This is a genomic window from Hoeflea sp., assembly GCF_039975035.1.
Lineage (GTDB): Bacteria > Pseudomonadota > Alphaproteobacteria > Rhizobiales > Rhizobiaceae > Hoeflea.
Genome location: NZ_JBDWHW010000184.1, coordinates 21,087 through 34,080, shown reverse-complemented (window position 1 = coordinate 34,080; position 12,994 = coordinate 21,087). Strand labels below are relative to the sequence as shown.

The 12,994-nt window shown below is 62.7% G+C and carries 9 protein-coding genes; 4 read left to right on the top strand and 5 right to left on the bottom strand.

Annotated features, from left to right (window positions below):
• Positions 1–398, top strand: a 398-nt coding sequence (locus ABJN75_RS16505; RefSeq protein WP_348440670.1) for a thioredoxin domain-containing protein, incomplete at its 5' end; no start/stop codon positions are given.
• An 87-nt stretch (positions 399–485) separates the two neighbouring features.
• Positions 486–3,950 (top strand): chromosome segregation protein SMC, encoded by a 3,465-nt coding sequence (gene smc / locus ABJN75_RS16500; protein WP_348440669.1) that lies wholly within the window; start codon positions 486–488, stop codon positions 3,948–3,950.
• A gap of 11 nt (positions 3,951–3,961) precedes the next feature.
• On the opposite strand, the gene ABJN75_RS16495 is transcribed toward smc, so the two are convergent.
• On the bottom strand, positions 3,962–5,254 hold the full coding sequence (locus tag ABJN75_RS16495; RefSeq protein WP_348440668.1) for a hypothetical protein: 1,293 nt from the start codon (positions 5,252–5,254) through the stop codon (positions 3,962–3,964).
• A gap of 57 nt (positions 5,255–5,311) precedes the next feature.
• A complete protein-coding gene (locus tag ABJN75_RS16490; RefSeq protein WP_348440667.1) occupies positions 5,312–6,454 on the bottom strand; it encodes a DegT/DnrJ/EryC1/StrS aminotransferase family protein in 1,143 nt (380 codons plus the stop codon).
• A gap of 386 nt (positions 6,455–6,840) precedes the next feature.
• Here ABJN75_RS16490 and ppdK point away from each other — a divergent pair, with 386 nt between their 5' ends.
• Positions 6,841–9,513: a pyruvate, phosphate dikinase gene (gene ppdK, locus ABJN75_RS16485; protein WP_348440666.1), complete on the top strand. Its 2,673-nt coding sequence runs from the start codon at positions 6,841–6,843 to the stop codon at positions 9,511–9,513.
• Between the two features lie 166 nt (positions 9,514–9,679).
• Entirely contained in the window at positions 9,680–10,768 is a 1,089-nt protein-coding gene (locus tag ABJN75_RS16480) for a YeeE/YedE family protein (protein WP_348440665.1), read from the top strand.
• Here the strand turns inward: ABJN75_RS16480 and ABJN75_RS16475 are convergent.
• From ABJN75_RS16475 to ABJN75_RS16465, 3 genes are all read right to left on the bottom strand, one after another.
• Entirely contained in the window at positions 10,752–11,171 is a 420-nt protein-coding gene (locus ABJN75_RS16475; RefSeq protein ID WP_348440664.1) for a DUF126 domain-containing protein, read from the bottom strand. The genes ABJN75_RS16480 and ABJN75_RS16475 overlap by 17 nt on opposite strands.
• The gene (locus ABJN75_RS16470; RefSeq protein WP_348440663.1) at positions 11,168–12,412 is read right to left on the bottom strand and encodes an aconitase X catalytic domain-containing protein; all 1,245 of its coding nucleotides are present in this window, start codon (positions 12,410–12,412) and stop codon (positions 11,168–11,170) included. Before ABJN75_RS16470 ends, ABJN75_RS16475 begins: the two co-directional genes overlap by 4 nt.
• A 74-nt stretch (positions 12,413–12,486) precedes the next feature.
• Positions 12,487–12,918, bottom strand: coding sequence for a hypothetical protein (locus tag ABJN75_RS16465; RefSeq protein ID WP_348440662.1), 432 nt, complete (start codon positions 12,916–12,918; stop codon positions 12,487–12,489).
• Between the last annotated feature and the right edge of the window lie 76 nt (positions 12,919–12,994).

Sequence of the window (12,994 nt, the reverse complement as noted above, 5' to 3'; positions counted from 1 at the left end):
AGGAAAAATACATCGACACCGGCAAGGTGCGCTTCATCCTGCGCGAGTTTCCGTTCGATCCGCGCGCTGCAGCCGCCATCATGCTGGCGCGTTGCGCGCCTGAACCACAGTTCTTTCCGATGGTCGATGTCCTGTTCAAGCAGCAGCGGACCTGGGCGACAGCCTCCGACGGACGCGAAGCCTTGCTTCAAATCGCCCGTTTGGCGGGTTTTACACAGGAGTCCTTCGAAGCTTGCTTGACGAACCAGAAGCTTCTGGACGATGTGAATGCTGTCAGAACCAAGGCCGCGGACGAATTTGGGGTGCAATCCACGCCAACCTTCATCATCAACGGCAAGCGGTATCCGGGGAATATGTCGATTGACATCATGTCGGCGATCATCGACCCGCTGCTCTAAGCGGGCAGAAAACACCGGCCTTCCGCGAACACTTCGCGGAAGTGGCATCAGTGTGCCGATGCCTCCGCATGACCGGGTGGACCGGTCATGAAGTTCAACAAGCTCCGTGTCCTGGGTTTCAAGTCCTTCGTCGAGCCGACGGAATTCTTCATCGAGCGCGGGCTGACGGGCGTCGTGGGCCCCAATGGGTGCGGCAAGTCCAATCTTGTCGAAGCAATGCGCTGGGTGATGGGCGAAAACTCCTACAAGAACATGCGCGCCTCGGGCATGGACGATGTGATCTTCTCCGGTTCGGGCAACCGGCCTGCCCGCAACACCGCCGAAGTCGGCCTGTACCTCGACAATTCCGACCGCACCGCGCCCGCCGCGTTCAATGATTCCGACGAGATCCAGGTCACCCGCCGCATCGAGCGCGAATCCGGATCTGTCTACCGCATCAACGGCAAGGAAGCCCGCGCCAAGGATGTGCAGCTGCTGTTTGCCGATGCCTCCACCGGCGCCCGCTCGCCCTCGATGGTGGGGCAGGGGCGCATCGGAGAACTGATTCAGGCCAAGCCGCAGGCGCGCCGGCAATTGCTCGAAGAGGCCGCCGGCATTTCCGGGCTGCATTCGCGCCGCCATGAGGCGGAACTCAGACTGCGCGCCGCCGAAACCAATCTCGAGCGCCTCGATGACGTGACATCCGAGCTCGAATCCCAGGTTGAAAGCCTCAAGCGCCAGGCACGGCAGGCCAACCGGTTCAAGACCCTGTCCGCGGAGGTTCGTCAGGCCGAGGCTACGCTGCTGCATCTGCGCTGGACGCTCGCCAAGGGCCAGGAAGGCGAGGCCGAAAGCGCGCTCGCCCAGGCCACGTCGCATGTTGCCGAACTGGCGCAGGCGCAGATGGAGGCCGCCAAGACCCAGGCCATTGTCGCGCTCAAACTGCCGGAACTGCGCGATGCCGAGGCTGCTGCCGCTGCAGCCCTGCAACGGCTGCAGATTGCCCGCACCCAGATCGACGAGGAAGCCGAGCGGGTCACGCGCCGCCGCGAGGAGCTTGATCGTCGTCTGGCGCAGCTCAAGACCGACATCGAGCGTGAAGAACGCCTGATCGCCGACAATGCCGGGATCATGCAGCGGCTTTTGGAAGAAGAGGCCGAGCTGAAACTGGCGCTTGAAGGCAGCGGCGACCGTTCGGCTGCGTTGAAGCTGGCGTTCGAGGCGGCTCAGGCCAAGCTCACCGAAACCGAGGCTTCGCTCGGTATTGTCACCGCCGAACGCGCCGAGGCCGCCGCCGAACGCACCCAGCTTGATCGGCTGATCCGCGAGGCGGGCGAACGCAAAGCCCGGCTGGAGCGGCAGATCGCCAGCCAGGACGCCGATCTCGCGGGTATTGCCGAGCGCATTGCTGGTCTTCCCGATCCCGCCGCCAAGCGCAGCGAGGCCGAGGCTGCGGAAGCGGCCTTGCAGGATGCTGAAGCCGCGCTGGTGCGGATTGAAACCGCTCTCGAAGCAGCGCGTGAAGCAGAAGCCGCCGCGCGGCGGCCGGTGACCGAGGCCAAGGCCAGGCTCAACGCCATCGAGACCGAAGCCAAAACCATCGCCCGCATGCTCAATGCCGGACAGGGTTCCGACCTGTTTCCCCCGGTGGTCGAAAAGATCAAGGTCGATCGCGGCTATGAAACCGCACTGGGCGCCGCCCTCGGCGACGATCTCGACCTGCCGCTCGATCCGGCCGCTCCTGCCCATTGGGCCAGAATGCCTGTCGATGGACAGGATCCCGTCCTCCCCGATGGGGTAACGCCGCTCTCGACCCATGTCCGGGCGCCCGACGAACTTGCCCGCCGCCTGGCCCAGATCGGGCTTGTCGCCGATGCCGAGCATGGCCGCTCGCTGCACGCCTCGCTCAAGCCCGGCCAGCGGCTGGTCACCCGCGACGGCGCGATTTTCAGGTGGGATGGCTATGTCGCCTCCGCAGATGCGCCGACGCCAGCGGCACTGCGGCTAGAGCAGAAAAACCGCCTGGCCGAACTTGACGCAGAAGCGGTGGAAGCCACCAGAGTGTTGCGCCAGACCGAGGAAGCGCTGACCGGCAGCGAAGCCGCGGTTGCCGCTCGTGTGGTCGAGGGCCGTACCGCGCGCGACCTTATCCGCGACGCCAGCCGCAATGTCAGTCGCGCCCGTGATGAACTGGCCAGCGCCGAACGTGCGTCGGGCGAACTCTCCAACCGCCGTGCGGTGTTGACGGAATCGCGCGCCCAGATCGGCGCGCAGCTTGCCGAAACCGTCTCCGCGCTGGATCAGGCGACGGAAGCGCACAAGGCCAGTCCCGATCTCATTGAGCTCGACGCCGCGTTAACCCAGGTCAATGCCGAAGTTGCCACCGACCGCGGCGCGCTCGCCGAAGCTAGAGCAGCGCATGAGGGGCTGGAGCGCGAAAACGCCGCCCGTGCCCGCCGGCTTGCCGCCATCGGCGCCGAACGCGAGAACTGGATTGAGCGTGCCGCCAATGCCGAAAGCCACCTTGCTGCACTTAGCGCCCGCGCCGACGAGACCGCCACAGAAGCCTCGGGCATTGCCGATGCGCCCGACGAGGTTGCCGCCCGTCGCCGCCAGTTGATGAGCCAGCTGAGCGAGGCGGAAAAGCGCCGCCGGGAAGCAGCCGACGCACTTGCGGTCTCCGAAGCCCGCTCGCGCGAGGCCGACAAGCTCGCCACCGAGGCGATTGGCGCCCTGTCGCAGGGCCGCGAGGCGCGCGGCCGCGCCGAGGAAAGGCTGATGGCGGCAAGACAGCGCCGGGAAGAGGGCGAGGCCCGCATCCGCGAGGCGCTGAACTGCGAACCTCACCACGCCTTGCGCCTGACCGGCCTGACCGCGGATGCACCGATGCCGGATCCGGCCCAGGTCGAGCGCAACCTGGAGCGGCTCAAGATCGAGCGTGAACGGCTTGGGGCGGTCAATTTGCGCGCCGAGGAAGAGCAGACCGAGCTTTCCGACCGGCTCAACACCATTATCACCGAGCGTGAAGACATCATCGACGCGATCAAGAAATTGCGCGCCGGCATTCAAAGCCTCAACAAGGAAGGCCGTGAACGCCTGCTGGTTGCCTTCGATGTCGTCAACGAACAGTTCCAGCGGCTGTTTACCCACCTGTTCGGCGGCGGCACGGCGGAACTGCAGCTGATTGAATCCGACGATCCGCTGGAAGCTGGTCTCGAAATTCTCGCCCGTCCGCCCGGCAAGAAGCCGCAGACCATGACACTGCTTTCGGGCGGCGAGCAGGCGCTGACCGCCATGGCGCTGATTTTCGCGGTGTTCTTGACCAATCCGGCGCCGATCTGCGTGCTCGACGAGGTCGATGCACCGCTCGACGATCACAATGTCGAGCGTTTTTGCAACCTGATGGACGAAATGTCCGCTTCCACCGAGACCCGCTTCGTCATCATCACCCACAACCCGATCACCATGGCCCGCATGAACCGCCTGTTCGGCGTCACCATGGCCGAGCAGGGCGTCAGCCAGCTGGTCTCTGTGGATTTGCAGACCGCCGAACAGTTGCGGGATGCGGGGTGAGGTGGGGCGCTCTAATTTGCTGCCTCGGCCATGTCCGCCAGGTAGCGTTCGACATGGGTCGACCACAGCGGCGGTATCGCCATTGCCCAGTGACCATTGTTCTCGCCGCGAACAGTCACCTCTTCGAATCTTCCAGAGCCACCGGCCTGAATGAAAGCCTCGAAGGTCTTACGGCTGTGGGCGATGGAGTAATACACATCATCATGCCCATATATCCACAGCATTGGGCGTTTGAATCCAGCGCCTTTGCGCGCAAGCGTCTGATTGATCGTCCCGGCAGTCTTGCAGAACTCGCCCATCCAGCCGCCAGCAAAATTGATCACTCCGCCAGTCATCTCAGGATGGAATCCGGCATAAGCAACGGAGAGAATGCCTCCGCGAGATTGTCCGGCAACGAGTACAGGCTCGTCACCAACATCAGGTCTCTGGCGCAGGGAAAGGATTGCGGCGTGCAGATCTTCAAGCGCGCGGTCAGCGCCACCCAGTGACGGTTCGGTATCGCATGTGTAGCCTAGCGACCGATTTGTCCCGAAACCTTCGTCATACAAACCGTGGGATTTTCCTCTCCCACGCCGCTGCGGAAAGGCGACGATCCAGCCGAATTGGTTCAAGACATCGGCGAACCACTCATTTGTCCAGGTATCCAGGAACGCTTGAGTGTTGGTTCCGGTCCCTGTTGAGCCGTGGTTGACCACTGCCAATGGGAAAGGACCGTCTCCTTCAGGCCTGATCATTACGATCTCGAGGTCTATCGGTTTCCCATCTTCGAAAAGTTCTGTACGAACCATCTCGCTGGTGCCAAGTTCCCACTCGATTTGGGCGCCGGGCTGGATGAGCGATGCCAGTTCGCGCCGGGACAAGATAGCGAAGCTGATGCCGTCACCAAAGACCGCCCGTAACCGGCCGGTTGGCGAAGCCTTGACGCCCAGGCTAAAGCCAGAGCCGCTGATCACCATGTCGCTGCCGTTGACCATGGCATCGAGCCTGAACCACGCGCGCTCGAAACCGGCGCTTGGATTGTCGGCGATCGAGTAAATTACCTTTGCCTCGCCGTTTTCGGCCACGGACTCAACGATAAGTATGGTCTTGAGGACACCGTCCCATCTTCCAATCCAGGTCCCGGCAAAAGGCGATATATCATCAACCGCTGGCCTCGCGTTTTGTGGAAGCAACAGGCCGTCGACCTCGTAATCAGAAGCTTCGGAAAAGACAGGTGAAGCGGGAACGAACAACAAGGCGGCAAGGGTCGCTGTAAAACGTTTTACAGGCCTCGCCCACAACAGTGATGAGAGGTTGCCGGTCATTGCCGCCTCCGGGGTTGAGCTCCACGCTAACAGCCCGAGTGGCGTAGGTTCAAGCTCTCACAGCGCCGAAATCAGCGCGCCCGTCACCCGGTCCTGGGTTTCCTCGTCCAGATAGGGATGCATCGGCAGGCTCAGCACACAGCCAGACAGCATATCGGTCACCGGCAATTCACCCCCTGCCACCCCATAGTGGCTGTAGGCATCCTGGCGGTGCAGCGGCTTGGCGTAATAGACCGCGCTCGGCACGCCGAGATCTTTCATGTGCGCCTGGATTGCGGCACGATCGGTGCCGTCGGGCAGCTTGACCGTATATTGCGCCCACACCGATTGCAGCCCGTCAGGTACCGCCGGGATGGTGACATGCTCCTTGAGCAGGGCCGAGTAGCGCGTCGCTATGCGGTTGCGCGCTTCGATCTCGTCGTCGAAAATCCTGAGTTTCTCGATCAGGATCGCCGCCTGCATCGTGTCGATCCGGCCGGTCATGCCGATGCGGACATTGTCGTACTGGCTGGTGCCCTTGCCGTGAAACAGGATCGAGCGCAGCGTCTCGGCAAGTTCGGCGTCATCGGTGAAGATCGCGCCGCCATCGCCATAGGCGCCAAGCGGCTTGGCCGGAAAGAAGCTGGTGGCTGTCGCCATCGCCAGCGTGCCGACCCGGCGGTTGTGATAGCGCGCGCCATAGGCCTGTGCACCGTCGCCCAGCACCCACAGCCCCTCGCGCGCGGCTATTTTCGACACCGAATCATAATCGGCCGGAATTCCGAAAAGATCGACCGGGATGACGCCGACCGGTTCGTGCCCGGCGTCACGCGCGCTGGCAATGGCCGTTTCCAGCGAGTCCGGATCCATGTTGAAGGTGTCCGCGTCGACATCGACGAACCAGATATGCGCGCCAAGCCAGGCCACCACTTCGGCGGTGGCGACGAAGGTGAATGCCGGGCAGAAGATTGCCTGTCCCGGACGCACATTCTTGGCCATCAGCACCATCGCCAGCGCATCGGTGCCCGAGGAACAGGCGATGGAATGTTGCGCACCGCAATGGGCCGACAATTGGATCTCAAGCTCTGCGACCTCGGGGCCCATGATATACTGCCCATGATCCAGCACCCTTGCGATCGCGGTATCGACGCGGTCGCGGATACGCGCCTGCTGAGCGGCCAGATCGACAAAACGGACGGGTTCGCGGCTTGCGGATGACATGGTGGTAGCGGTCCTCGGGCTCAAACAGCTGTTGTTCTCCGCCGCGAGCCCATGGGACGGCCGGATTTTATAATCCTGTTAAAGCGCCACGCCAACCGGGTCCATATGTTTCATCGTGTATCGACAGCGATTATGCTCTCATAACAATCACTTTGCGTTGCTTCTGGTGATGCGCCGTGACAGTCGAGGCGACCTCGCGGCGCGCGGTTGCAATCGGTAAAAACCGGAGCCGGCGGAATTTGCATAAGTCATTGACTGGGTTTCAATCGATATAGGCGTAGCCTGGGCCAGCGGCGGGGTTGACCTTTCCGCCGCGCACCGCATAAGCCTTGCGCCATGGCCGGTCGGGTTCATTCTTTCCGGCGGGTGGCGCGGAGAAGAATTGCATGACGAAATGGGTCTACACTTTCGGGGACGGCCAGGCGGAAGGCTCGGCTGCGGACAGGAATTTGCTGGGAGGCAAGGGTGCGAACCTGGCGGAGATGTGCAATCTCGGCCTGCCGGTTCCACCGGGACTGACAATCACCACGGACGCCTGCGTCTGGTACTATGACAATGGCAGTAAAATGCCCGACGGGCTCGAGAGTGCCGTCATCGACGCACTGGCCAAGGTCGGAACCATTGCTGGACGCACATTCGGCGATCCGGACAAGCCGCTGTTGCTTTCGGTTCGTTCCGGCGCCCGCACCTCGATGCCCGGCATGCTCGATACCGTGCTCAATCTTGGCCTCAACGACGAAACGGTTCTCGCCGTCGCCCGCGATTCAGGCGACGAACGTTTCGCCTTCGACAGCTACCGCCGCTTTATCCAGATGTATGGCGATGTGGTCATGGGGCTCGATCATGAGGTTTTCGAGGAAATTCTCGAAGACGAGAAGGCCCGGCTGGGCCATGAGCTCGATACCGATCTGTCGGCTGCCGAATGGCGCGAGATCATTGCCCGCTACATGGCGATCATCGAGGAAGAGCTGGGCGTTCCGTTCCCGCAGGATCCGCAGCAGCAGCTCTGGGGCGCGATCAGCGCGGTGTTTGCCAGTTGGATGAACGCCCGCGCCATCACCTACCGGCAACTGCATGACATCCCGGCCTCCTGGGGCACCGCGGTCAATGTCCAGGCCATGGTGTTCGGCAACCTCGGCGATCAGTCCGCAACCGGTGTTGCCTTCACCCGCAATCCGTCGACCGGCGCCAGGGAACTCTATGGCGAATTCCTCGTCAATGCCCAGGGCGAGGATGTCGTGGCCGGCATCCGCACGCCGCAATCCATTACCGAAACCGCACGGGTCGCCGCGGGCTCTGATCGCCCTTCGCTCGAAAAGCTGATGCCGGAGGCGTTTGACGAATTTCTCGCCATCTGCGACCGGCTCGAGCGCCATTATCGCGACATGCAGGATCTCGAGTTCACCATCCAGGCGGGAAAGCTGTGGATGCTGCAGACCAGATCCGGCAAGCGCACCGCCAAGGCGGCGCTCAAGGTTGCCGTTGATATGGCCGCTGAAGGACTGATTTCGAACGAGGAAGCGGTCATGCGCATTGATCCGGCCTCGCTCGACCAATTGCTGCATCCGACAATCGATCCGCACGCAAGCCGCGACATCATCGGCTCGGGTCTGCCTGCGTCTCCTGGCGCTGCCACTGGCGAGATTGTGTTCACGTCGGATGAGGCTGTGGAAGCGGCCAAGACCGGCCGCAAGGTCATTCTGGTGCGGGTGGAGACCAGCCCGGAAGACATTCACGGCATGCATGCGGCCGAAGGGATCCTCACGTCGCGCGGCGGCATGACCAGCCACGCCGCTGTTGTGGCGCGCGGCATGGGAACGCCTTGTGTCTCCGGCGCGGGCGGATTGCGCATTGACGCGCGCAACGGCACGCTGGTCTCGCTCGGGACCACGCTGAAGGCCGGCGATGTCATCACCCTCGATGGCTCGACCGGCCAGGTGCTCAAGGGCGCCGTGCCGATGCTGCAGCCCGAATTGTCAGGCGATTTCGGCCTGATCATGAAATGGGCCGACGAGACCCGGCGCATGAAAGTCAGGACCAACGCCGAAACACCGGCGGACGCGCGCGCGGCGCGGTCCTATGGCGCTGAAGGAATCGGCCTGTGCCGCACCGAGCACATGTTCTTTGATGATGACCGCATCACCACCATGCGCGAGATGATTCTGGCCGGTTCCGAAGTGGGCCGCCGCGCCGCGCTTGCAAAGCTGTTGCCGATGCAGCGGTCGGATTTCATCGAGTTGTTCGAAATCATGAAGGGCCTGCCGGTCACCATCCGTCTGCTCGATCCGCCGCTGCACGAATTTCTGCCCAAGACCGAGCAAGAGATTGCCGAAGTGGCCGGCGTCATCGGGGTTTCGGTCGAAAAGCTCAGTCAGCGCGTTGACGAGTTGCACGAGTTCAATCCGATGCTCGGCCATCGCGGCTGCCGTCTGGCCATCTCCTATCCGGAAATTGCCGAAATGCAGGCTCGCGCCATCTTCGAGGCCGCCGTCGAAGCGGCCAAATCCACCGGTGCGCCGGTTGTGCCGGAAATCATGGTGCCGCTGGTCGGTCTTCGCGAGGAGCTGGATTTTGTCAAGGCGCGGATCGATGCCGTGGCGCGCGAAGTGATCGGCGAGGCCGGTGTCGACATCACCTATCTCGTCGGCACCATGATCGAACTGCCGCGCGCCGCCATTCGCGCCCATGCGATTGCCGAGGTGGCCGAATTCTTCTCCTTCGGCACCAATGACCTGACCCAGACCACTTTCGGCATTTCGCGCGACGACGCGGCCTCCTTCCTGATGACCTATCAGCAAAAGGGCATCATCGAGCACGATCCTTTCGTCACTCTCGATATTGACGGTGTGGGCGAACTGGTTCGCATAGCGTCGGACAAGGGCAGGGCGGTTCGCCCCGATATCAAGCTCGGCATCTGCGGAGAACACGGCGGCGACCCGGCTTCGGTGAAGTTCTGCGATTCGATCGGGCTTGACTATGTCAGCTGCTCGCCGTTCCGGGTGCCGATCGCCCGGCTGGCGGCGGCACAGGCGGCCATCGAGAAAACCCGCACCGCCTGAGAAGCGCCTCAGGGAGAAGGCAAATCTGCGTTGAGGATTCTGGTTCCAACATTCCGGTCTTCTTGAGAAGAATAAACCAGACACGGCGTCCGGGCTGTAAGTCCGGACCCTCTCATCTGTCTCCATGCATTGTATTTTGCAGATACATTCCATGGAGATTGATGCAATGGACCTCGTCCCACTGATCGAACTTGTCGGCGAGCCGCAAACAGCACTTGTTGGCGGCCTCATTCTTGGCCTGGCATTTGGCGTGTTCGCCCAGCGCAGCCGCTATTGCACGCGTTCCGCCGTGCTCTCGGCGATGGGCGAGAGCGATCTCAAGCCGCTGGCGACCTGGGCTGCAGGTTTTGCCGCCGCCATCCTTGCGGTGCAGGCGCTTCTCGGCGCGGACCTCATTGATGTTGCCGAGACCCGCTTCTTCTCGACAGCGCAGAGCCTGTCGGGCGCACTCGTCGGTGGTCTCCTGTTCGGTGTCGGCATGGTGCTGACGCGCGGCTGCGTGTCCCGTCTGCTGGTGCTCGGCGCCTCGGGCAATCTGCGCGGCGTGTTTTCAATCGCGATTGTCGCCGTGACCGCGCTTGCCACCTACAGCGGCATTCTGGTGCCGTTGCGCGACGGTATTGGCGGGGTCTGGAGCACCGCGGCGATTGGCGGCAACGATCTTCTGGTCCACGCAGGCCTTGAGCGTTGGGCGGGCATCACGCTCGGCATTATTCTGGCCGCGATTGCGCTCGGCTTCGCATTGAAGGCGCGCGTGTCTGCCTGGCGTTTTTTTGGCGGAACGATGATCGGTCTCACTATCGCCGCCGGCTGGTACTTCACCTGGCAGCTTTCGACGCAGGTGTTCGAGCCGATCCAGGCCGAAAGTCTGTCCTTCATCCGTCCGCTTGCCACCACCGGCGAACTGGCGCTTCAGAGTGGGTTTGCCGGGCTCGACCAGGGCGTCCTTCTGGGCGCTGTCATGGGCGCGTTCGTTGCCGCTGTGGTTTCGGGAGAGTTCCGCATCGCCACCTTTTCGGAACCGGGCGTGCCGTCGATCTGGCGTTATGCAGCGGGCTCGGTGCTGATGGGTTTTGGCGGCATTCTCGCCGTTGGCTGCACCATCGGCGCCGGTCTGACCGGCGGCTCGGTGCTGGCGGTCTCGTCGCTTCTGGCTCTCGCATCGATGATCACCGGCGCGGCGCTGACCCAGCTTGTGCTGCGATCAGTTGCAAGCCAGCAGACAGCTTCTGCCGCGATCATGGCTGCGGAGTAATGACAACCGACTCTGCCCCGGATTCAACCACCATCCGGGGCAGGGCCGAAAGCTTTTGCCACTCCGTCTGATCTCTGATCGCGACCACCGGACAATCGATCCCGTAAAGCATCTGCGCCACAAGCGCGCCCGTGGTGATGATGGCGTCTTCATCGAGCAGGATGATCGCTGCAGGTGCGGTACCGAGCCGGATCGCCTCAGCCAGCACCGATGCACCAGATGATGATCCGCGTCCGCGTTCGATGAACACGATAGCGCTGCTGAGGCAGGCGCCGTGTTGCGGATGAAACCGGTCGATCACCTTGCCGCTGGCGCTGTCGAATCCGCCCCAGAAACTTAGTGGATCGTCAAGTTTCAACACAGGCCCCGCGGTATGGCCATGAACCAGACTGCGCGCGCTCATGCCCGCACCACCCGTCCGGCCTTGGCCGACATCAGCGTATCTGCCAGCGTCCCGAAGGCGACATCGATGCCGAGATTGCCCGGCGCGTAATAGGCCCATTTGCCTGAATTGGTCATGACTGCACCCGAAAGATCCCGGATGATTGATGTCACATAGGTACAGGTATCGACCACCACCGTGACCCCCGCCGTTTCCAGCCTTTGAACGCGCCCGTCGGCGCTCAGCCTTTCCCACTCATGCCGCCCGGTGTTGACATAGATCGGCACCGCAAACGGCGCCAGATCGAGCATCGGCATCAGCCGGTCGAACTCGGAAAGCGAGAAATGCGGTGTCCCCAGCGCCACTGCGGTCAGTGGCGTGCCATCGGTGACCGTGCTGAGGCTGGCCAGAATGCCGGAGATATCCTCCGGTCCCAGTCGCGCCACCACCGGCACATCTGCTCCGCCAGTTGCCGTTTGAAGGTCCGGCGCCTCCGGGGTCAGACCGACGGCGTGAAACATCGCCACGCTCCCCGATGATGCCGCCGCGGCCCCCAAAGCCTTCAGATCGTCTTCGGTGGTCGAAGCCGGCAGCCCGGTGATCGCGGCGATGGTGTCGCCGCATTGCTTGCCGACAAACAGACCTGCAGCCACGGCGATGCCGCCGGCCTGATCCGCTCCCGCATCGCCAAGCCCTTCAATCTCGACCACAACACCCGCCCGCCGGTTTTCCGTGCGGTGCAGGCCGTAATCGGGCACCCGGCCGGTCAGGGCGCAAGCCAGATCGATGAAATCGCCATAGCGGTTGGTTCGCGCGCCGATAACCGAATTGGCGAACACGATGGCATTGGATTCGGCCCAGGCCAGTTGCTCGCCGAATTTCGGCCTGAGCAGGGTCTGATAGGGCGCGCAGGTGAAACTTGGCGTGCACCCGAGCTCGATATGGGCCTCCATCAACCGTTTTCCGGCGGTGCCAACCGCCGGATCGCCGATGAACAGTTCCGGATGAACAAGGTCGACTGAACCGACATTGAGCGTTGTCGGAACCATGACCCGGCCATCGAGCGAGACAAAGCGTTCGACAAAATCCAAGCTGGCCTGTCCATGATACAGGCAACCGTCAACATGAGCGCTGGCGCAGGAGAGCAATCGGGGCGCCCTGACTGCCTCGGCAAACCGCAAGACCAGTCCAAAGGCATCAGCCGCCGCAGCCCCGTGCCGGCCGTCCGCAAGCGCGCGGTCTTCCTCAGTCAGTTCCACCATGCATCCCCGCCGCTTGAGTTATGGCGACGAGACTAGCCTGTGCGGCGACTATGAGAAAGAGCCTTGCCAGGCAATCAGAGCTTTTCCAGCACCGCAACAAAGGCTTTGGCGAACTGAACCAGGTCGGCCGTGGTTTCGTCAGGCTCGATGGTTCGGGCCTGATCGCCGTCGGCGCTGAGCAGCACCAGCCCGAAGCGTCCGCCATTGTCGCGCGACAGGCACACAACCGCGATTCGCTGGGCGTTGTCGGCGAGCCCGGAGGCAGGTAAATCGAAAAGGAATTCGCCCTTCACCGCCTTGGCGGCTTCGTGCACGGCTTCGCAAAACCCGTGCTTGGCGACGTCATTGAGATCAAGCGCCAGCTCAAGCTCGACAAGATCAAGCGGCATCGGCGTCGCCGAAATTTCAGCAAAACCAGCGGTTTCACCGGGGTCGGCGGCAGCGGTGTGTGCGGAGGCAGGCACGTGTTGCGCGTGCATCGGCGTGGTTGAGACGTCTGTCGTCATGGCGGATCTCCTTCGGAACGTGGCACTTGTCCGGGTTGATCTGCCCCCCAGCCTGAAAAGATCGCTTCCAAGCATG

Excerpts from the sequence above, each read along its gene's own strand:
- ABJN75_RS16465 (WP_348440662.1), bottom strand. The coding sequence starts at position 12,918 with ATGACGACAGACGTCTCAACCACGCCGATGCACGCGCAACACGTGCCT.
- ppdK (WP_348440666.1), top strand. The coding sequence starts at position 6,841 with ATGACGAAATGGGTCTACACTTTCGGGGACGGCCAGGCGGAAGGCTCG.
- smc (WP_348440669.1), top strand. The coding sequence starts at position 486 with ATGAAGTTCAACAAGCTCCGTGTCCTGGGTTTCAAGTCCTTCGTCGAG.
- ABJN75_RS16480 (WP_348440665.1), top strand. The coding sequence starts at position 9,680 with ATGGACCTCGTCCCACTGATCGAACTTGTCGGCGAGCCGCAAACAGCA.
- ABJN75_RS16475 (WP_348440664.1), bottom strand. The coding sequence starts at position 11,171 with ATGAGCGCGCGCAGTCTGGTTCATGGCCATACCGCGGGGCCTGTGTTG.
- ABJN75_RS16495 (WP_348440668.1), bottom strand. The coding sequence starts at position 5,254 with ATGACCGGCAACCTCTCATCACTGTTGTGGGCGAGGCCTGTAAAACGT.
- ABJN75_RS16490 (WP_348440667.1), bottom strand. The coding sequence starts at position 6,454 with ATGTCATCCGCAAGCCGCGAACCCGTCCGTTTTGTCGATCTGGCCGCT.
- ABJN75_RS16470 (WP_348440663.1), bottom strand. The coding sequence starts at position 12,412 with ATGGTGGAACTGACTGAGGAAGACCGCGCGCTTGCGGACGGCCGGCAC.